Raw genomic sequence first — 19,658 nt, forward strand, 5'->3', positions numbered from 1 at the left:
CCTCATCCCGAGATCTGGATTCCGGGCGAGGTGCCCCAGAAGACGAGCGTCATGATCAGGTTCGCGAACACGATGACGATGATCGCGAGTCGGATTGCGTGTCCGGCGGCAACTCCCACACCTTCGGGCCCCCCAGCGGCGAAGTATCCGTAGTAGCACTGGATGAACGTCGTCAGCAGTACGAAGACGATCACCTTGATGAACGAGAACACCATGTCCCACGACAGGATGAACGAATGGAAGTAGTACAGGTAGGTGCCCGCGCCCTGCCCGCTCTGGAGCATGAACATGACCTCGCACGCGAGGTAGTTCGCGGCGAGTGACACCGAATAGAGCGGGATGATCGCGAGCACCGCGGCGCACATGCGCGTGGTCACCAGGTACGGCAGCGGCCGGATCGCGATGGCCTCGAGCGCGTCGATCTCCTCGGCGATGCGCATCGAACCCAGCTGGGCGGTGAACCGGCACCCGGACTGCGCGGTGAATGCGGTCGCGGCGAGCAGCGGCGCGATCTCGCGGGTCGTCGCGAACGCCGACAGGCCGCCGGTCACCGGCGACATGCCGAGCAGGTTGAGTGCCGTGTACCCCTCGATGCCGACGGTCGCCCCGCCCATCACGCCGAGGATCACCATGACGCCGACGGTTCCGCCGCCGACGACGATCGCGCCGTTGCCCCAGGCGACGTCCGACAACAGACGCCACACCTCCGAGCTGTACTGCCGGAAGGCCAGCGGGACGGCGCCGATCGACCTGACCAGGAACGTGATCAGGTGGCCCATCGCCGCGAGGCCGTTGCGCGGCGCGTGATAGACGACCTTGGCGGCCGCCTCGACCGGCTTCAGGACCGGTGGCACATACCGTGACGCGGTCATCTCACACCACCTTCGCCGGGAAGAGGATCGCGAACAGCTGCGTCAGGATGACGTTCACGGTGAACAGCAACAGCACCGAGTTCACCACCGCCGCGTTCACCGAGTTGGCCACGCCGGCCGGACCGCCCTTCGTCGACAGGCCGCGATCGCAGGCGACGATCGCCACGATCGCGCCGAATATGACGGCCTTGGCCAGCGCGAACATCAGGTCGGACGTCGTCGCGAAGGACGCAAAGGTGCCCGTATAGCTACCGGGGGTGCCGCCCTGGAAGTAGACGTTGAAGACGTAGCCGGTGATGAAGCCGACGAAGCAGACGAAGCCGCAGAGCAGGAAGCTGACCACCATCGTGGCGAGCAGGCGCGGCGAGATGAGACGTTCGATGGGGTTGACGCCCATCACCTTCATCGCGTCGATCTCGTCGCGGATCGTGCGGGAGCCGAGGTCGGCCGCGATGGCCGAGCCGACCGCGCCGGCGAGCAACAGCGAGGTGACCAGGGGCGCGCCCTGACGGATGACGCCGAGGCCGGTGGCCGCGCCCGAGAACGAGGTCGCGCCGACCTGACCGGCGATGTTCGACACCTGGATCGAGACGATGACGCCGATCGGGATGGCGACCAGCAGCGTCGGGAAGACCGAGGTCGAGGCCATGAACGCGCACTGGCGGACGAACTCGCCGAAGGGGAAGCGCCGCTTGGCGATGTCGGCGAAGAGCGTGCGGAACACCTCGACGAACATGCCCAGCTGTCGTCCGAAGGTGTCGAACGAGGCCACGACGTGCTTGTCGAACCACGCGCGAAGCGCATTCGGCCTCTTCCGGCCGACCTCCTCCTGCTCAGAGGTCACAGCGTCTGTGCTCAATCCCTACCCTTGCGTCTCGGCTTACCCCGTTCACCGGCCGTGTCAGGCCATGATGTCCGCGAGGACCACTTCGTCCTCGCGCACACCGTCCGGCGTATCTGCTCGACGTGCCCCCGACGGGCATGAGCGTCGCCGTAATATACCCCGCTTTCGCGTCTCAGTTGTGTGTGGGGTCACAGTAGCGCCGGTCTGCGCGGGGGTCAAGTCCCGTGAGGTGGTGTACGACGTCGTCGCGTGATTCCTCGTCGGTGGGTCAGGCGGTCAAGGCCGGTGTCACCTCCTCGGTGTCTTCGGTGACGCTGTCGGTGGGCGTGTCGGTGCGGGAGCGGGCGAGTACGTCGAGTCCGAGGTAGCGGCGGCCTTCGATCCACTCGTCGTGCTGTTCGGCGAGCACCGCTCCGACAAGTCGGATCAGAGCGGTGCGGTCCGGGAAGATACCGACCACGTCGGTCCGACGGCGGATCTCCTTGTTGAGCCGCTCCTGGGGATTGTTGGACCAGATCTGCCGCCAGATCTGCTTGGGGAACGCGGTGAACGCCAACAGGTCGACCCGGGCGGCGTCGAGGTGCTCGGCGACCTTCGGCAGCTTGGCTTCGAGGGCATCGATCACTCGATCGTATTGTGCGTGCACGGAATCCGCGTCGGGCTGGTCGTACACCGAGTGCAGCAGTGTCTTCACCCAGGGCCACGACGACTTCGGGGTCACCGCCATGAGATTGGTCGAATAGTGCGTCCGGCATCGTTGCCAGGACGCGCCGGGCAAGGTGGCGCCGATCGCGGACACCAGGCCGGCGTGGGCGTCGGAGGTCACCAACTGCACCCCGGACAGGCCTCGGGCGACCAACCCGCGGAAGAAGGTCAGCCAGCCGGCGCCGTCTTCGGCGGAGGTGACGTCCAGCCCCAGGATCTCGCGGTAGCCGTCGCCGTTGACCCCCACCGCGACCAGGGCGTGTACGTTGACCACCCGTCCGTTCTCGCGGACCTTGAGGACCAGGGCGTCGGCGGCGACGAACGTGTACGGCCCCTGATCGAGGGGTCGGTTCCGGAAGGCCTCGACCTGGGTGTCGAGGTCTTTCGCCATCACGCTGACCTGGGACTTCGACAGCGAGGTGATCCCGAGGGTGTCGACGAGTTTCTCCATCCTTCGGGTCGAGACGCCGAGCAGGTAGCAGGTCGCAACGACCGAGGTCAGGGCACGTTCGGCGCGTTTGCGCCGCTGCAGCAGCCAGTCCGGAAAGTACGAACCCTGCCGCAGCTTGGGGATGGCCACGTCGAGGGTGCCGACGCGGGTGTCGAAGTCCCGATGCCGGTAGCCGTTGCGGACGTTGACGCGTTCGTCGGAGCGTTGGCCGTAGCCCGCGCCGCACAGGGCGTCGGCTTCGGCGCTCATCAGGGCGTGGATGAACATCGTCAGCAGCTCGCGCAGCAGGTCGGGGCTGGCGCCGGTGAGTCGGTCTTCGACAAGCTGGCGGAGGTCGATATCGTGGGCAGTGGTCATCGCGTGCTCTTTCGTCGAGTCGAGTTGGTAGCTCTCTCGAAGAATCACGCGGTGACCGTCTTTCGTGCGGCTACGACACGCCGGCCAGTTCGTTCAGGTCCGGTTCGTACACCATCTTCATGGACGCAACCCTGCGCGGGAGTCGGGTTCGACATACCGTGCACGAATGGGCGTAGGCGACCGTGAGTCCCCCGGTGTGGAGAAGACCCTAACCTGGACGATCGACCAGCGACGGGCGAAACTGCCCCTTCGCTCCGATCTCGAGCCGTTCGTCCCGCCTCGGGGCGTCGACGAGGTCCGGGTGTGGGCGCCGGGCGCCGCGTCGGTGGCACTCGCCGTCGCCACCGGCCCCGACTCCCCGACGTCGTCGTACCCGATGCGCCGGCAGCCCGACGGGTGGTGGCTACCCGACGGCGTCCCCGACGGAATCGGCGCCGTGCCCGTCTCCGAACTCCGGTACGGCTTCTCGATCGACGGCGGCGCGGTCCGGCCCGATCCCCGCTCGGTCCGCCAGCCCGAGGGCGTCCACGGGCTGTCCGCGTTGTTCACCGTCGACGAGACGACGTGGACCGACGACTCGTGGGGCGGCGCCGACGTGCGCGGCGCGATCGTCTACGAACTGCACGTCGGCACCTTCACCCCCGCCGGGACGCTCGACTCGGCGATCGCGCGCCTCGACCACCTCGTCGACCTCGGGGTCGACTTCGTCGAGCTCATGCCGGTCAACGCCTTCAACGGAGCCCACAACTGGGGGTACGACGGGGTCGGTTGGTATGCGGTGCAGGAGGCCTACGGCGGCCCGGCCGCGCTCGCCCGGTTCGTCGACGCCTGCCACGCCCGCGGCCTCGGCGTGGTGCTCGACGTCGTCTACAACCACCTCGGCCCGTCGGGCAATTACCTACCGGAGTTCGGGCCGTACCTGTCCACCGGCACGACGTCGTGGGGCTCGTCGGTCAACCTCGACGGTCCCGACTCCGACGAGGTGCGCGCGTTCATCGCCGGGACCGCGCTGCGGTGGTTCACCGAGTTCCACGTCGACGCGCTGCGGCTCGACGCCGTGCACGCGCTGCATGACGAACGCGCCGTCCACGTCCTCGAGGAACTCGCCGCCGCCACCGATGCGCTGGCGGCCCGGCTCGGGCGGCCGCTGTCGCTGATCGCCGAGAGCGACCTCAACAACCCGCGGCTGGTCATGTCGCGCGCCGACGGCGGATACGGACTCACCGCGCAGTGGGACGACGACATCCACCACGCGATCCACACCTTCGTCTCCGGCGAGCGACAGGGCTATTACGCCGATTTCGGCAGCGCCGAGTGCCTGGCGAAGGTGCTCACCGGAGGGTTCTTCCACGACGGCACGTACTCGTCGTTCCGGCGGCGCAACCACGGCCGGCCGATCCCCACCGACTTGGTGCCGGCCTCGTCGTTGCTCGCCTTCACCTGCAACCACGACCAGATCGGCAACCGCGCGGTCGGCGACCGGCCGTCGGAGTACCTCGACGGAGGGCAGCTGGCGATCAAGGCGGCGCTGGTGCTGCTGTCCCCCTTCACCCCCATGCTGTTCATGGGCGAGGAGTGGGGCGCGCGAACGCCGTTCCAGTACTTCACCTCCCACCCGGAACCGGATCTCGGCCGCGCCACCGCCGAGGGCCGCAAGTCGGAGTTCGCCGAGCACGGGTGGGATCGCGACGACGTCCCCGATCCGCAGGACCCGGAGACCTTCACCCGGTCGAAACTGGACTGGTCGGAACCCGACGGTCCCGAGCACGCCCGTCTCCTCGACTTCTACCGCTCCCTCATCGCGCTGCGGAAGGCCGAACCGGCCCTGCACGATCCGGCATTCGACTCCGTGGCCGCCGAATTCGACGCGGGCTGGTTCGCGATGCGTCGCGGCGACTGGTGGGTGTTCGTCGTCCCGGGTGAGGACCCGGTTGCGCTCCCCCGCCGGCTCGACGTCCGGCTCGCCTGGGAACCGCCGGCGCCGGACGGGATCTCGCCGGGACACAACGTGATCGTCGGAGTGGCGGCGGATTGACCGCCCGGGGCCGCGCCCGCCGCGGCTTCGGGTTCACGACATCGCCTGGCAGCGCTCAGGTCAGGTATTCGTAGGCGGGCGACCCGGGTTCGAGACGCTCGCAGTGCAGCCGCGAGTGCGCCATCCGGTCGAGCAGCGCACCGAGGTCCTCCGGCCGGCCGAGCTCGATGCCGACGAGCGCGGCCCCGGTTTCCCGGTTGTTGCGCTTGACGTACTCGAACAGCGTGATGTCGTCGTCGGGTCCGAGGACCTCGTCGAGGAAGCGACGCAGTGCGCCGGGCTCCTGCGGGAAGTCGACGAGGAAGTAGTGCTTGAGCCCGCGGTGGACCAGGGAGCGCTCGATGATCTCGCCGTAGCGGGACACGTCGTTGTTGCCGCCGGAGATCAGGCACACCACGGTGGCGCCGGCGGGCAGGTCGAGCTTGTCGAGCGCGGTGACCGCGAGCGCGCCCGCGGGTTCGGCGATGATGCCCTCGTTCTGGTAGAGCTCGAGCATCGCCGAGCAGATCGCGCCCTCGTCGACGTGCAGGATGTGCGCCGAACCCGGCTTCGGGGAGATCCGCTCGTCGGGAACGATTCGGGTCTGCGGGGCGTCGGTGATCGACGCGAGGATCGGGTGGTCGCTCACCGAGGCGCCGAGGTCGGCCATCACGCGATGCCCGATCGTCCCGATCCGCTTGACCGCCGCGCCGTCGACGAACGGGTCGATCGCGTCGAGCGTGACGGGTCCGCCGTCGACGAGGGCCGCGGTCAGCGACACCGCGCCGGTCGGCTCGACGCCCACGATCGACACCTCCTCGGAGATCCCGCGCAGGTAGGTGGCCATCCCCGCGAGGCAGCCGCCGCCCCCGACCGGAGCCACCACGACGTCGGGCACGCGGCCGAGCTGTTCGACGATCTCGCGCGCGATGGTGCCCTGACCGGCCGCCGTCCGCGGGTCGTCGAAGGCGTGGATCCAGGTGGAGCCGGTGCTCATCACATCGGCCTGCGCGGCCGCCGCGGCGGCGTCGTAGGTCTCGCCGATGGCCTTGAGCTCGACGTATTCGCCGCCGTGCCAGATGATCCGGTCGCGCTTCTGCTTCGGCGTCGTCGTCGGCACGTAGATGCGGCCGTGCACCTTCATCGACTTGCACGCGAAGGCGACGCCCTGGGCGTGGTTGCCGGCGCTGGCGGCCACGACTCCGCGCGCGAGCTCCTCGTCGGTGAGCTGGGCCATGACGTTGTAGGCACCGCGCAGTTTGTACGAACGGACCGCCTGCAGGTCCTCGCGCTTGAGGTAGATCTCCGCGCCCGACGCCGACAGCCGAGGGCACTGGTCGAGCGGGGTCCGGGCCACCGCCGGGGCGATTCGGGTCGACGCCGCCTCGATGCTGTCGACCGACAGCGTCGAACCGTGAGCAGGGGCCTGGGCGTCGTGCGTGTTCACGAAGTCCATGTTCTCACTGCGCTCTCGGCGGATTTCTGACCGGGTGCGCGCAGGACGGAGGTCCACATGTGCTCACGAGGTGTTCCGGGTGCGACGGTTGGGTACCCGGGCGGAGCCACCCCGACCGAGCCCACCCCACCGAGCCCACCCCGACCGAGCCCACCCGCCGCCACGGCGAGGACGGTGCCCACGACCCGCGATCTGTAGGAGCAACCATGAGAAGCCTGCGCATCCCGTCCCGCACGAAGGTCGTCGCCGCCGCGGCGGCCATGGCGGTCGCCGCCGGACTCGTGAGCGCGATCGGCACCGCGCCCGCAGGCGCCGCCCCCTCGTGCCCCGGCGCAGCGCCCGCACGTCTCGTGGGCTCGATCCCCGGGGCCGCGCTCGAAGGCCTGACGGTCGATGCGTCGGGCCGTCTGTACACCACCGACCTGATCTCCGGGCGGGTGTTCCGGTTGTCCCGGCCGGGTGCGCCGGCGGTCCCGATCGCCCGGGTCCCCGACGGCGGCGCGGGTGCGCTCGCCTGGACCCCGGACGGCACCTTGCTCGTCGGCTACGGCGCCGATCCGCGGGTGATCGCCGGGGACGTGCTCCGGCACGCGTCCATCGGGCGCCTCGACGTCGGCACCCGCGCGTTCCGCCCCTGGGTGAGCGGGCTGTCGGCCGCAAACGGAATGGACGTCTCGGCACGGGGAAATGTCTATGCCACCAACGACTTCGGCAATCTCATCGGTCGGGTCGCCCCGGGCGGCTCGGTGAATGCGGCATGGGGATCGCTGCCGAGCGCGAACGGCGCGGTCCTCGGCCGCGACGACAACTGGTTGTACGTCTCGCGCACCTTCGTGAACCCCGGCGTCAGCCGCATATCGACGACGAACCCGCGCACTGTGCAGAGCCTGCTGAGCGTCGGCGCGGCGTCGACTCCCGACGGCCTGACGCTGGACTCGCGGGACCGCCCGATCGTTCCGTTCAACGCCACCGGCGAGATCGTGCGGATCTCCTCACCGGGACGCCTTTGCGTGCTCGCGAGCGGACTGCCGACGTCGAGCGTGGTCTCCTACGGCCGTGGCACGCAGGGCTTCTCGGCGGGAAGGCTGTTCCGCGCCGGCTTCGACGGCCGGATCTACGAGATCCCGGGCGGATTCGACCGGGGCGCCACGGCCGCGTTTCCCGCCAGGTAGCGTTCGCCCCACCACACGGCGAGCACGACGACCGCCGACACCCAGGCCGAGGCCTGCGGCGAGCCGAAGATCACCAGCGTCGCCAGCGCGGCGACCACTCCCGCCAGAACGGCGTGTGCCTTGTGGGCCGGCCAGCGGACCCCGAACACCTCGACCGTGGCGCGGGCGCGACGGGCCGGTCGGTACGCGTTGGTGCCGATCATCGTGGTCATCAGCGAACACACTCCCCTCGCCGGGCACGTCCTTCATGGTCGTGGCCACGAGTATAGCGCTCGGCGAAGGAAAAGTTTCGGTCGACCGAAAACTTCGGTGACGGACTGCCGATCAGCTCAGACAGCTCGGTCCGAGCAGCGCCTTGAGATCGCCCATCAGCGCGGAGCTCGGAGCCACGCGCAACGACTCGGTCAGCTTCAGCTGGGTCTGTTTCTTGTCGCTGACGAGAGTGACGTGGACGTCGGCCATGCCCGGGTGACGGGTCAGCACCTGCTTGAGCGCCTGGACCCGGTCGGGCGTGCACAACCGCGCCGACAGCGTCAGCGACACCGGCTTGGTGGCGCCGGCGGTCTCGAGGTCCGGGACCGCGAGATCGTTGGCGCTGATCATCATGCTGTCCTCACGCATGTTCACGCGCGCCTTGATGAGCACGATGTTGTCGGCCACGATGTCCATGCCGTAGGCCATGTAGGCGCGCGGGAAGAAGTAGACCTCCACGCCGCCGACCATGTCCTCGAGGGTCACCGCCGCCCACGGCTCGCCCTTCTTGTTCACGCGGCGGGTCACCGACGAGATGATGCCGCCGATGGTGATCTGCGCTCCGTCGGAGATGTTGCCCTCGAGCAGCTGCGTGATCGAGGTGTCGGTGTGCGCCGCGATGGCGTGCTCGACGCCGGCCAGCGGATGCCCGGACACGTAGAGGCCCAGCATCTCCCGCTCGATGGCGAGCTTGTGCTTGGTGTCCCACTCCTCCTCGGGGATCTTGACCGCGAAGACCTCGGCCAGCCCCAGGTCGGCGGCCTCGTCGTCGCCGCCCCCGCCGAAGAGGTCGAACTGGCCGATCGCCTCGGCCTTCTTGGTGCCGAGCACCGACTCGACGGCCTCGCCGTGGACGAGGAACAGACCCTTGCGCGGATGGCCGAGCGAGTCGAAGGCCCCGGCCTTGATGAGCGATTCCGTCACCTTCTTGTTGCAGGCGGTGACGTCGATCTTGCTGAGGTAGTCCGAGAAGCTGGTGAACTTCCCCTTCTCCTCGCGCGACCTGATGATCGAGTCGACGACGCCCGAACCGACGTTGCGGATCGCGGCGAGGCCGAAGCGGATGTCGGCTCCGACCGCGGCGAAGTTGGGCTGGGACTCGTTGACGTCGGGCGGGAGCACCGTGATGCCGAGCTTGCGGCAGTCGGCGAGGTAGATGGCGGCCTTGTCCTTGTCGTCGCCGACGGAGGTGAGCAGGCCCGCCATGTACTCGGCCGGGTAGTTGGCCTTGAGATAGGCGGTCCAGAACGACACCAGGCCGTAGCCCGCGGCGTGGGACTTGTTGAACGCGTATCCGGCGAAGGGCAGCACGGTGTCCCACAGCGCGGTGATCGCCTCTTGAGAGAAGCCGTTCTGGCGCATGCCCTCTGCGAAGCCGTCGTAGGCCTCGTCGAGGATCTCCTTCTTCTTCTTGCCCATCGCGCGACGCAGCAGGTCTGCTTGTCCGAGCGAGTAGCCGGCGACCTTCTGGGCGATCTGCATGATCTGCTCTTGGTAGACGATCAGACCGTAGGTCTCGGAGAGGATCTCCTTGAGCGGCTCCTCCAGCTCCGGATGGATCGGCCGGATCTCCTGGAGACCGTTCTTGCGCTTGGCGTAGTCGGTGTGGGCGTTCACGCCCATCGGACCCGGGCGATACAGCGCCAGGACGGCGACGATGTCCTCGAATCCCGTGGGCTGCATCATCTTCAGCAGCTCGCGCATGGCCGCGCCGTCGAGCTGGAACACGCCGAGCGTGTCGCCGCGCGCCAGCAACTCGTAGGTCTTCGGGTCGTCGAGCGGCAGCTCGTCGAGGTTGAGGTCGATGCCGCGGTTCTGCTTGATGTTCTCCAGGGCGTCACCGATGACGGTGAGGTTGCGCAGGCCCAGGAAGTCCATCTTCAGCAGGCCGATGGCCTCACACGACGGGTAGTCCCAGCCGGTGATGATCGCGCCGTCCTGGGCGCGCTTCCACACCGGGATCGCGTCGGTCAGCGGCTCGCTCGACATGATCACCGCACACGCGTGCACACCGGCGTTGCGGATCAGGCCCTCGAGACCGAGTGCGGTGTCGTAGATCTTCTTGACGTCCGGATCGGTCTCGATGAGCGTGCGGACCTCGGCGGCCTCGCCATAGCGCTCGTGCTCGGGGTTGGTGATGCCCCAGACCGGGATGTCCTTGGCCATGATGGGCGGCGGCAGCGCCTTGGTGATGCGGTCGGCGATCGCGAAGCCGGGCTGGCCGAACTGGACCCGGGCGGAGTCCTTGATGGCGGCCTTGGTCTTGATGGTGCCGAACGTGATGACCTGGGCGACCTTGTCCTTGCCCCAGCGCTCGGTGGCGTAGCGGACCATCTCGCCGCGCCGGCGATCGTCGAAGTCGATGTCGATGTCGGGCATCGACACGCGTTCGGGGTTGAGGAATCGCTCGAACAGCAGTCCGTGCGGGATCGGGTCGATGTTGGTGATGCCCAGGGCCCAGGCGACGAGCGAGCCGGCCGCCGAACCACGGCCCGGGCCGACGCGGATGCCGACCTCCTGGGCGTGGCGGATCAGGTCGCCGACCACGAGGAAGTAGGCCGGGAAGCCCATCTGGATGATGACGTCGAGCTCGTAGTTGGCGCGCTCGAGGTACTCGCGCGGAACCTCGCGACCCGGGAAGCGACGCTCACGCAGGCCGCGCAGGACCTCCTTGCGCAGGAAGGTCTCCTGCGACTCCCCCTCGGGCACGGGAAAGATCGGCATCCGGTCGCGGTGGGTGAAGACGTCCTTGTAGGACTGGACGCGCTCGGCGATCTCGAGCGTCGTGTCGCAGGCGCCGGGCACCACCGAGTCCCACTGCTGCCGCATCTCCTCGGCCGACTTCAGGTAGTAGCCGTCGCCGTCGAACTTGAAGCGCGTCGGGTCGGAGAGGGTCTTGCCGGTCTGCACGCACAGCAGCGCCTCGTGCGCGGCGGCATCCTCCTTGACGACGTAGTGGCAGTCGTTGGTGACGACCGGCTTGATGCCGAGCTTGCGGCCGATCTCGAGCAGGCCGTCGCGGACGCGGCGCTCGATCTCGAGGCCGTGCTCCATCAGCTCGAGGTAGAAGTTGTCCTTGCCGAAGATGTCCTGCCACTTGGCGGCCGCCTCGAGGGCCTCGCGGTCGTGACCGAGGCGCAGGCGCGTCTGGACCTCGCCCGACGGACAGCCGGTGGTCGCGATGATGCCCTCGGCGTACTCGGCGATCAGCTCGGCGTCCATACGCGCCCACTTGCCGAGCTGCCCCTCGATGGAGGCGAGCGAGGACAGCTTGAACAGGTTGCGCAGACCGGTCGCGTTCTCGGCGACCATCGTCATATGGGTGTAGGCGCCCGAACCCGACACGTCGTCGGACTTCTGCTCGCGGGTGCCCCACTGGACGCGCTTGGTGTCGAAGCGCGAGCCCGGCGCGATGTAGGCCTCGATGCCGATGATCGGCTTGATGTCGTTCTTGATCGCCGTGTTGTAGAACTCGCTGGCGCCGAACATGTTTCCGTGGTCGGTCATGCCGATCGCGGTCATCCCCAGCCGTTTGGCCTCGGCGAACAGCGGTGACACCTTGGCCGCACCGTCGAGCATGGAGTACTCGGTGTGGTTGTGCAGGTGTACAAACGAGTCCGTCACGGCGCCTCTTCTGTCGAGATCAGTCGGTAGATGTCGGGTCAGTCGTCAGATGTCGGTTCGGTCGGCGGTCATCGGCACCCGGGAGAGTGCGCCCGAAGGCGGTCGGGCGGGTCCGAGTCCGGGTCCACTCTAGGCGCGTGCACCGACACCGCCGGGCTCCCACTCCGCGTCGTGACGGATGGGACAGCTGTGGTAGCGGAGCCGGTTCGCTCACCGCGCTCACAGGGCCATGAACACGAGGACGATCGCGACCAGCAACACCGCGGCGACGATCGCCAGCACGATGGGCAACCGGTTCGACGACGACGGCGTCGATGAAGTCGGACCCGCCGGCCCGGCCCAGCCCCGGGCACCCTGACCGGGCAGCCCGCCGGGTCCCGCGGCATCCAGGCCGCGCGGCGGGGTGCCGGCCGGTGTCGGGCCGACGCCGCCCGGGCGGCTCCGGTCGGGCCGCAGGTGGTCGTTGCTCTGCCGGAACGGATTCGACGGCAGGTGCTGCCACACCGCCGGATCGGCACCGGTCGTCGGCCTCGATCTCGGGCCGCGCCCGGGCACCCGCGAGCCCGGCGCGGGGCCGGAGGACGGCGTGGCCGCACCCGGTGGGGCGTTCGGAGGACCGCCCCGCGCCGGGGCCGCGCGCTGCGTCGCTTCATGTGCCGGGTCCACGTTCGCCGCGGGACGGCCGGGCCCGGGTCGGCGGGGCTCGGCCGGCCCCGGCCGTGATCGACGTTCCGCGGGTGGTCGGTCGGGGGTCGCGGCGCGACCGGCGGGCGGCGGTGTCGGCCGGTCGAACCGTCCCGGCATGTCCGGCGTGCGCGGACCCGGGACGGCGCCGCCGGCCATCCGACCGGGGAGGCCGCGGACCGTCTCCGCGTCGAGGTCGGCGGCCGACCTCGGCCGCACGTTCCGCAGACCCGTCGCCAGCGCATCGGCGAACTCCCGGCAGCTGGCGAAGCGCTCGTCCGGGGACTTCGCCATCGCACGCGCGATGACCGCGTCGGCGTCGGGCGAGAGTCCGGGCACGAGCTCGGAAACCCGCGGTACGGGTTCTTTCAGATGTGCTCCGATGACGGCGCCGTTGTCGCGGTCGTCGAAGGGCACGCGTCCGGTGAGCAGGTGGAAAGTGGTGGCCGCCAGCGAATACTGGTCGGTCCGGCCACCGAGTCGACGACCCGTCAGCTGCTCCGGCGACGCGTACGACAGCGTGGCGAGGACCGTGCCGACCGAGGTGAGCGCCTCGGTCTCGTCGGACAGTTTGGCGACCCCGAAGTCGGTCAGCAGGACCCGCTGCTCGTCGAACGACGAATCATCGTCGACCTCGGCGAGCAGGATGTTGGCGGGTTTCACATCGCGGTGCAGCAGTCCGCGCCGGTTGGCGTGGTCGATCCCCCGCGCCACCTCCGACACGATGTGCACCACGCGACGCGGGGCGAGGCGGCCGCGTCCGGCGAGTTCGCGCGCACAGTCGGTTCCCGGGACGTACTGCATGGCGATCCAGAGCAGATCGGCCTCCGCCGACTTGTCCGGCCTCGACGCCACCGGCACACTCGCACGTCCGCGGTTGAACACGGTGACGATGTTCGGGTGGTCGAGCGTGGCCGCGACCTCCGCCTCACGCAGGAACCGCCGGCGAAAGTTGCTGTCCGTGAGCCCGGCCGAGGCCTTCAGCACCTTCAGGGCGTCGTACCGGGGCAGCTCCGGATGCCGGGCGAGGAAGACCGCACCCATGCCGCCGCTGCCGAGTACCCGTTCGACGCGGTACCCGGCGACGAGGGTTCCCGGCTCGAGCACTCCCCCAATCTAGCGGTGTGTCTCGGAAATAGTCGATCGAACGGCCTGGTCGCGCGAGGCATCAGGTTGCGCGCAGGACCTCGAGCGCGTGCTGCAGGTCCTCGGGGTATGACGAGGTGAACTCCACCTGTCGGCCGTCGGCCGGATGGGCGAACCCGAGCGACCGCGCGTGCAGCCATTGGCGTTCCAGACCCAGCTTCTTGCCCAGCACCGGATCGGCGCCGTACGTGGGATCACCGCAGCACGGATGGTGGAGGGCCGAGAAGTGAACCCGGATCTGGTGCGTGCGACCGGTTTCGAGGTGAACGTCCAGCAGCGACGCCGACGCGAACATCTCCAGGGTGTCGTAGTGGGTGACACTCGGTTTGCCGTTCGCGGTCACCGCGAACTTCCAGTCGTTGCCCCGGTGGCGGCCGATCGGCGCATCGATGGTCCCCGACGGCGGATCGAGGTGCCCCTGGACGAGCGCGTGGTAACCCTTGTGTACGGTGCGCTGTTTGAACGCCCGTTTGAGCAACGTGTACGCCCGTTCGGACACCGCGACCACCATGACCCCCGACGTGCCGACATCGAGACGGTGGACGATCCCTTGACGTTCGTGCGCTCCCGAGGTCGAGATCCGGAAACCCGCAGCCGCTAGGGCCCCGATGACCGTCGGGCCGCTCCAGCCCAGCGAGGGATGCGCGGCGACACCCACCGGCTTGTCGACGACGACGATGTCGGAGTCGTGGTAGATGACCTCGAGGTCCTCGACCGGGGTCGGCTCGACGCGCAGCGGTTCGTCCGGTTCGGGCAGCGTGACGTGCAGCATCGTGCCCGCGGCGAGTTTGTGCGACTTCCCCACCGCCACGCCGTCGACGACGACGTCGCCCTCCTCGGCCAGGGTGGCGACGACGGTGCGCGACAGCCCGAGCATCCGGGAGACACCGGCGTCCACGCGCATCCCGTCGAGGCCGTCGGGCACCGGCAGGAACCGCGATTCACGCATGCGCGCCGCCCTCGGTGCCGGCGGGATCGCGCTGCTCGCGACGGGCCGCCCAGCCTGTGCGGGTGCCGTCGTAGTCGAAACCGAGCGCGGAGAGGACGACCAGGAGGATCGCACCGCACACCACCGCGGAGTCGGCGACGTTGAACACCGGCCACCAGCCCACCGACACGAAGTCGACGACATGGCCCTGAAGTGGTTGCGGGGCACGGAAGATGCGGTCCGTCAAATTGCCGATGGCGCCACCGAGCACGAGGGCCAGACCCGCCACCCACCACCAGGAGCGCAGCCGGCTGCTGTAGCGGATGATCACGAGCACGACCACCAGGGCGATGATCGACAGCACCCAGGTGTATCCGGTGGCCATGGAGAAGGCCGCGCCGCTGTTGCGGACCAGACGCAGCGTGACGAAGTCGCCGATGATCTCCACCGGGCGCATCGGGTCATCGCGGCGACCGCGATCGATTTCGTCAGCTGGTCGAGTCCCAGGACCACGAGCGCGACGCCGAGCACCACGATCGTCGCCGTCGGCACCCGACGGCCGGGACGTGCGGCGGCGTCGGTGTCGTCGGGTCCGCGGTCGGCCCCGGGTTCGACACGGTCGTGCGGGTCCACGTGCTCTCGATCCGTCAGGGGTTGGTCATCCACAGCATCATTGTCCACGACACGTCGAATACGCTGGCTACCCGTGTCCCCGCATCCCCGTCGCCTCCGGTCCGTCGTCTCGTCCATCGGGGCGGTGACCGCGCTGTCCGTACTGGTCGCGGGATGCGCATCGGGTCCCGACGAGACGCCCGGCGCTCCGGCGGCGAGCACATCGGCGGGCTGCAGCACCGACTCGCCGTCCCGCGCCGCCGGTGCGGCGCCGGTCCCGATCGCACCGGCGACGGTGACGATCGTCGACGCGGGAACCGGGGAGCGCCGCGTGCCGACGACTGCGCCGGACGTCGCCACCGCCCAGTCGGTGACCCTGGTGACGACCTCGGAGGTGGCGTCACCGGGCACCTCGGACGCCCAGACCGTCGAGATGCCACTGACCGCGCGGTTCGGGTGCGCCGATCCCGCCGACCTCGAACTCGACCTCGGCACGGTCACATCCCCCGACACGACCCTGAACGACGAACTGTCGGCGATGGCCGGCGCGAAAGCCGGTCTCACGCTCGGTCCGGGCCTGGCGCCGGTGTCGCTGCGGATCGCGCCGCCGGAGCCGGCCGGCGGCGAGGCGCGACTGGCGGTCGAGCAGGCGCTGGTGTCGGCGTTCAACGCCGCGGTCGTGCTCCCGACCGAACCGGTCGCGGTGGGTGCGACGTGGCGGAGCGAGCGGGTGATCGCGGCCGCGGCGACCGTCACCCAGACCATCGAGGCACGGCTCACCGGATGGGACGGCAACCGGCTGACCATCGAGTACACCGCCGACGAGACCCCGGTGAACTCGGTGTTCGCGATCCCCGGCGGCAGTGACAGCCTCACCATCAGCCGCTACAGCTACACCGGTCAGGGCTCGGTGACCGTCGACCTGACCCGCGGGCTGCCCATCGCCGGCGAAGCCACCTATCGGGGCGCTCGCGAGTTGGTCGGTGCGGACCCGAACCGGCCGCTGGTGCAGCGGACCGGACTGTCCGTCACCTGGCGCTGAACGCCGACGGCCCCGGGTCACCGACAGGCGTCGGCGACACGGGGCCGCGGATCATGCTGTGCGGCGAGTGGTCAGCTCGCGGGAGCGCACATGGCGCTCTCGACCTGGTAGAGGCCGAGGAGGTTGCACACGGTCTCGTTCGAGAGCTTCCAGCGTCCGTCGTCGAAGACGATGGTCGACTCGGCGTTGGTCGGCGGGTTGCCCGCGGTCTCGATCCGGACCTTGACGCGGGCCTTGTTCGGGCCGGCGCTGATCACGGGGTTGACGAGGACCCAGTCGACGTCGGAGTTCTCGGCACGCGCCTTGACCAGCTCGTCGAAGATCGCCGGGTCCTTCTCCGAACCCTCGACCAGTTCGACCTTCTCGGCCCGCGGGATGTCGGGGTCGACGGCCTGATCCACCATCTCGTTGAGGGCGGCAATCGACGGCGGGTTACTGCCGTCGGTGATCTCGGAGCCATCGCCGCTCGCGGCGGCGGTGGTGCTGGTGAGTGTCGGTGCGGGCGGGGCGTCGCTGTCGTCACTCCCGCAGGCCGCGACGGTGGTCATCAACGCGGCCGCGATCATGGTCGCGCCCAGAAACTTCCGATACTTCAACGATCTCCCTCACTGTGTTCTCGGGCATGGGGTGCGCCGGCGGGCGCTCTCGTACCGCGATGCCGGACGTGTCTGCCGGGTTCGACCCGACCGGACGTGTCTGCCGGGGTGTACCCCCAGCCGGACGTGTGTGCCGGGTTCCCCCCGGCGACGGCCCACACCACTATGCCAAACGGCAGGCACCAGGGGTCCCCGGTGCCCGGCGACACGCGTCGACGATCCGTCCGGCCGGCGGCGCCGAGCAGGCAACGCTTGACGGGCCGACCTGGTTCCGGTGACCCTTGGGCACCATGACAGGCACCCCGCCCGCGGCCGCCGGAGTCACCGTGCTGATCAGCACCGGAGGCACGATCGCCGCCCAGACCACCGACGACGGCGCGGTCCCGGCGCTCGGCTCGGCCGCTCTCCTCTCCGCCGCCGGGAAAGTCACCATCGGGACCGACATCGGGGCCGGGGACGACGGGACGTCGCGCACTCCGTCGGCCACCCGCACCGTCGACCTCATGTCGGTGGACAGTTCCGCGATGACCGTCGCCGACCAGTTCGCGGTGGTCCGCGCAATCGCCGACGCCCTGACCGACCCCGCCGTCCGCGGCGTGGTGGTCACGCACGGGACCGACACGATGGAGGAGACGGCCTACCTCGCCGACCTGTACGCCGCCGACGAGCGGCCGGTCGTGTTCACCGGGGCCATGCTGCCGTCTGATTCTCCTCGCGCCGACGGGCCGTCGAATCTCGCCGCCGCGTTGGCCGCGATCGACGACCCGGCCGCTCGCGGTCGAGGAGTCCTCGTGGCCATGGGGGGCCGGCTCCTGCCGGCACGCGGGTTGTTCAAGGTCTCCACCACCGACCCGGCGGCCTTCGACACCGTGCAGGGCACCCGTCGGGCCGACGACCCGCCGGTGCCGCGACGAGTGCTCGCCGGACCGGTACCGGTGGGCCGGCCGGCACGCGTCGATGCCTTCACCCTCTACCCGGGCGTGTCACCGGGACTGATCGCCGCGTCCGTCGCGCAGAACGCCGCCGGCGTGGTCCTCGCGGCGACCGGCTCCGGGAACACCCACCCGGACATCACCGCCGAGGTGGCACTCGCCGTCCAGCGCGGGGTGACCGTCGTCGTCACCAGCCGCGTCCCGTACGGCGAGGTGACCGCGACCTACGGCGGGGGCGGCGGCGCAGTCGATCTGCGGCGGGCCGGGGCGATCGTGTCACCCTGGCTGCGCGCACCGCAGGCGCGCATGGCGCTCATCGCACTGCTGACCTCGGGTCACGATCTCGAATTGATCACCGATTTCTTTGTCGCACAACAGGACTGATTGCTGCCACCGGCACCCGCCGGGTGGCGGTCACGGCCGGTCGATACCGTGCCCGATCGGTCAACCGTCGCCCGGAAGATCCCACTCGAGGCTGTCGAGCGGATCCGCCGGACGGAGGTTCGGATCGTCGACCGGAAACGTGCGCGTGCGCCCCGGCCCGCTCGTGCGGGTCTCGAATCGCACGGTCACGACCCCGTGTCCACTCCCCTGAACCCAGCCGTGCCCGTGGTCGGGGTGGGTCACGTCGGCGCCGGGGCCGAAGCGGCCGACCGGCATCGAACTCCCTCCCGGCGCGAACCGCGGGGGTTCGGGCGCCGAGTCAGCTATCTGGACGGCCGACGCCTCGGCCCCGGCCGGGTCCGGTGACGTCGCCACCTCGGCGCCGCCCCCCGCTGCCGCACCGTGGCCTGCGGCGGTGTCGTGGTGGGTGGTCTCGACATCGGCCGGTCCCTCGCTGCCCAGCTCGTCGAAGAGGGCGTACTGCTGCACCGCGGTCAACCCCGAGAAGCTGACGCCGACAAGGCGAATCGCCCCGATGGAACGCGGATCGAGCGCGAGCCGCTGCGCCGTCCGCTCGAGGTCGTCGAAGTCGGTGGTGGCCGCCGCGGTCGTCGCCGAGCGCGTCAGGATCGACATGTCGGATCTCTTCAGTTTCAGTACGACGGTGCGCGCTCCCCGGCCGTCGGTGAGCAGTCGGCGGTGAGCGCCGGCGGCGGCCTTGCGGATGGCGGGACGCAGCGCGTCGAGTTCGACGATGTCCTCGGCGAAGGTGGACTCGGCGCTGATCTGCTTCGAGGAGGCACGTTCGGCGACCGGCCGGTCGTCGATGCCGTGGGCAAGGCGATGCAACGCGGGACCGACGGTGGCGCCCAGCACGGAGGCCACCTCGACCGGCGACATCGCCGCGAGGTCACCGATGGTCGCGATCCCCAGCCGCGCCAGCCGATCGCCGGACACGGGCCCGATGCCCCACAGCTTGCGGACCGGGAGCGAATGCAGGAACTCCAGCTGGCCGGACGGTGGGATCACCATCACCCCATCGGGTTTGGCCATCCCCGAGGCGATCTTCGCGAGCTGTTTGCCGCTTCCGAGCCCGACCGACGCGGCGAGTCCGACCTCGCTCCGGATCCGGGATCGAAGCTCCTCGGCGAACTCGCGGGCCGCGTCGACGGTCGCCCCCGCGAGTTCCTCCGGCTCGCCGAACGCCTCGTCGAACGACAGCGTCTCGATGACCGGAACAGCCTCGCGCACGATCCCGAAGACACGTTTGCTGACCGTGCTGTACACCGATCCGCGCGGCGGGATGACCACGCCGCTCGGCCCGATGAGCCGACGCGCCTGGTGCATCGGCATCGCCGAGCCGGCACCGAACACGCGCGCCTCGTAGCTGGCGCCGGCGACCACCCCGCGCCCACCGGACCCGCCGACCAGTACCGGGCGGCCGCGCAGCGTCGGGCGGGTGAGCTGTTCGACGGAGGCGAAGAACGCGTCCATGTCGAGGTGCATCACCCAGCGTGGGCTGCGTTCGGACCCCCGCCCCGACACCGCACCGACCGGGCGCGGCGGTTCGGGTTCGAGGCGTGACAC

14 protein-coding genes and 1 pseudogene are annotated in these 19,658 nt (G+C 69.7%); 4 read left to right on the top strand and 11 right to left on the bottom strand.

Annotation, left to right across the window (positions count from 1 at the left end; genetic code table 11):
• Nucleotides 1–2: 2 nt before the first annotated feature.
• The 3 genes from QAD21_RS14870 to QAD21_RS14880 form a co-directional block, all read right to left on the bottom strand.
• Nucleotides 3–872, bottom strand: coding sequence for an ABC transporter permease (locus tag QAD21_RS14870; RefSeq protein ID WP_006898406.1), 870 nt, complete (start codon nucleotides 870–872; stop codon nucleotides 3–5).
• Between the two features lies 1 nt (nucleotide 873).
• The gene (locus QAD21_RS14875; RefSeq protein WP_040526072.1) at nucleotides 874–1,731 is read right to left on the bottom strand and encodes an ABC transporter permease; all 858 of its coding nucleotides are present in this window, start codon (nucleotides 1,729–1,731) and stop codon (nucleotides 874–876) included.
• A gap of 253 nt (nucleotides 1,732–1,984) precedes the next feature.
• Nucleotides 1,985–3,229 (bottom strand): IS256 family transposase, encoded by a 1,245-nt coding sequence (locus QAD21_RS14880; RefSeq protein WP_068970330.1) that lies wholly within the window; start codon nucleotides 3,227–3,229, stop codon nucleotides 1,985–1,987.
• A gap of 166 nt (nucleotides 3,230–3,395) precedes the next feature.
• Here QAD21_RS14880 and treZ point away from each other — a divergent pair, with 166 nt between their 5' ends.
• Nucleotides 3,396–5,264 (top strand): malto-oligosyltrehalose trehalohydrolase, encoded by a 1,869-nt coding sequence (gene treZ, locus QAD21_RS14885; protein ID WP_223258847.1) that lies wholly within the window; start codon nucleotides 3,396–3,398, stop codon nucleotides 5,262–5,264.
• Nucleotides 5,265–5,319: 55 nt separating this feature from the next.
• On the opposite strand, the gene ilvA is transcribed toward treZ, so the two are convergent.
• Complete coding sequence (gene ilvA, locus QAD21_RS14890; protein ID WP_137808494.1) at nucleotides 5,320–6,699, bottom strand: threonine ammonia-lyase IlvA; 1,380 nt, start codon at nucleotides 6,697–6,699, stop codon at nucleotides 5,320–5,322.
• 206 nt (nucleotides 6,700–6,905) lie between these two features.
• On the opposite strand from ilvA, the gene QAD21_RS14895 reads away from it, so the two are divergent.
• Complete coding sequence (locus tag QAD21_RS14895; RefSeq protein WP_109237667.1) at nucleotides 6,906–7,871, top strand: SMP-30/gluconolactonase/LRE family protein; 966 nt, start codon at nucleotides 6,906–6,908, stop codon at nucleotides 7,869–7,871.
• Here the strand turns inward: QAD21_RS14895 and QAD21_RS14900 are convergent.
• From QAD21_RS14900 to lspA, 5 genes and pseudogenes are all read right to left on the bottom strand, one after another.
• Nucleotides 7,814–8,083 carry a hypothetical protein gene (locus QAD21_RS14900; protein ID WP_040526130.1) on the bottom strand — a complete coding sequence of 90 codons (270 nt, stop codon included), beginning with the start codon at nucleotides 8,081–8,083 and terminating at the stop codon, nucleotides 7,814–7,816. The two genes, QAD21_RS14895 and QAD21_RS14900, sit on opposite strands and share 58 nt — an antisense overlap.
• A gap of 112 nt (nucleotides 8,084–8,195) precedes the next feature.
• Entirely contained in the window at nucleotides 8,196–11,747 is a 3,552-nt protein-coding gene (gene dnaE, locus QAD21_RS14905; protein WP_280359803.1) for a DNA polymerase III subunit alpha, read from the bottom strand.
• A gap of 219 nt (nucleotides 11,748–11,966) precedes the next feature.
• Nucleotides 11,967–13,538: a serine/threonine-protein kinase gene (locus QAD21_RS14910; protein ID WP_280359804.1), complete on the bottom strand. Its 1,572-nt coding sequence runs from the start codon at nucleotides 13,536–13,538 to the stop codon at nucleotides 11,967–11,969.
• A 61-nt stretch (nucleotides 13,539–13,599) separates the two neighbouring features.
• A complete protein-coding gene (locus QAD21_RS14915) occupies nucleotides 13,600–14,526 on the bottom strand; it encodes an RluA family pseudouridine synthase (protein ID WP_068970584.1) in 927 nt (308 codons plus the stop codon).
• Nucleotides 14,519–15,186, bottom strand: a pseudogene (lspA, locus tag QAD21_RS14920) (signal peptidase II). Before lspA ends, QAD21_RS14915 begins: the two are co-directional and overlap by 8 nt.
• A gap of 25 nt (nucleotides 15,187–15,211) precedes the next feature.
• On the opposite strand from lspA, the gene QAD21_RS14925 reads away from it, so the two are divergent.
• Nucleotides 15,212–16,159, top strand: a complete 948-nt coding sequence (locus tag QAD21_RS14925) for a hypothetical protein (RefSeq protein ID WP_068970582.1) — start codon at nucleotides 15,212–15,214, stop codon at nucleotides 16,157–16,159.
• 71 nt (nucleotides 16,160–16,230) lie between these two features.
• On the opposite strand, the gene QAD21_RS14930 is transcribed toward QAD21_RS14925, so the two are convergent.
• Nucleotides 16,231–16,707 (bottom strand): hypothetical protein, encoded by a 477-nt coding sequence (locus tag QAD21_RS14930; protein WP_171011519.1) that lies wholly within the window; start codon nucleotides 16,705–16,707, stop codon nucleotides 16,231–16,233.
• Nucleotides 16,708–17,045: 338 nt separating this feature from the next.
• On the opposite strand from QAD21_RS14930, the gene QAD21_RS14935 reads away from it, so the two are divergent.
• A complete protein-coding gene (locus QAD21_RS14935; RefSeq protein WP_078112840.1) occupies nucleotides 17,046–18,071 on the top strand; it encodes an asparaginase in 1,026 nt (341 codons plus the stop codon).
• A gap of 60 nt (nucleotides 18,072–18,131) precedes the next feature.
• Here QAD21_RS14935 and QAD21_RS14940 read toward each other — a convergent pair whose 3' ends face one another.
• Entirely contained in the window at nucleotides 18,132–19,658 is a 1,527-nt protein-coding gene (locus tag QAD21_RS14940) for a DNA polymerase IV (RefSeq protein ID WP_265966486.1), read from the bottom strand.

The sequence above is a fragment of the Gordonia sp. SMJS1 genome, assembly GCF_029866425.1.
Lineage (GTDB): Bacteria > Actinomycetota > Actinomycetes > Mycobacteriales > Mycobacteriaceae > Gordonia > Gordonia hongkongensis.

Coding starts and splice junctions, on each gene's coding strand:
- QAD21_RS14900 (WP_040526130.1), bottom strand. CDS start 8,083: ATGACCACGATGATCGGCACCAACGCGTACCGACCGGCCCGTCGCGCC.
- QAD21_RS14880 (WP_068970330.1), bottom strand. CDS start 3,229: ATGACCACTGCCCACGATATCGACCTCCGCCAGCTTGTCGAAGACCGA.
- QAD21_RS14930 (WP_171011519.1), bottom strand. CDS start 16,707: ATGACCACCGTCGCGGCCTGCGGGAGTGACGACAGCGACGCCCCGCCC.
- treZ (WP_223258847.1), top strand. CDS start 3,396: ATGGGCGTAGGCGACCGTGAGTCCCCCGGTGTGGAGAAGACCCTAACC.
- ilvA (WP_137808494.1), bottom strand. CDS start 6,699: ATGGACTTCGTGAACACGCACGACGCCCAGGCCCCTGCTCACGGTTCG.
- QAD21_RS14870 (WP_006898406.1), bottom strand. CDS start 872: ATGACCGCGTCACGGTATGTGCCACCGGTCCTGAAGCCGGTCGAGGCG.
- QAD21_RS14935 (WP_078112840.1), top strand. CDS start 17,046: ATGACAGGCACCCCGCCCGCGGCCGCCGGAGTCACCGTGCTGATCAGC.
- QAD21_RS14915 (WP_068970584.1), bottom strand. CDS start 14,526: ATGCGTGAATCGCGGTTCCTGCCGGTGCCCGACGGCCTCGACGGGATG.
- QAD21_RS14895 (WP_109237667.1), top strand. CDS start 6,906: ATGAGAAGCCTGCGCATCCCGTCCCGCACGAAGGTCGTCGCCGCCGCG.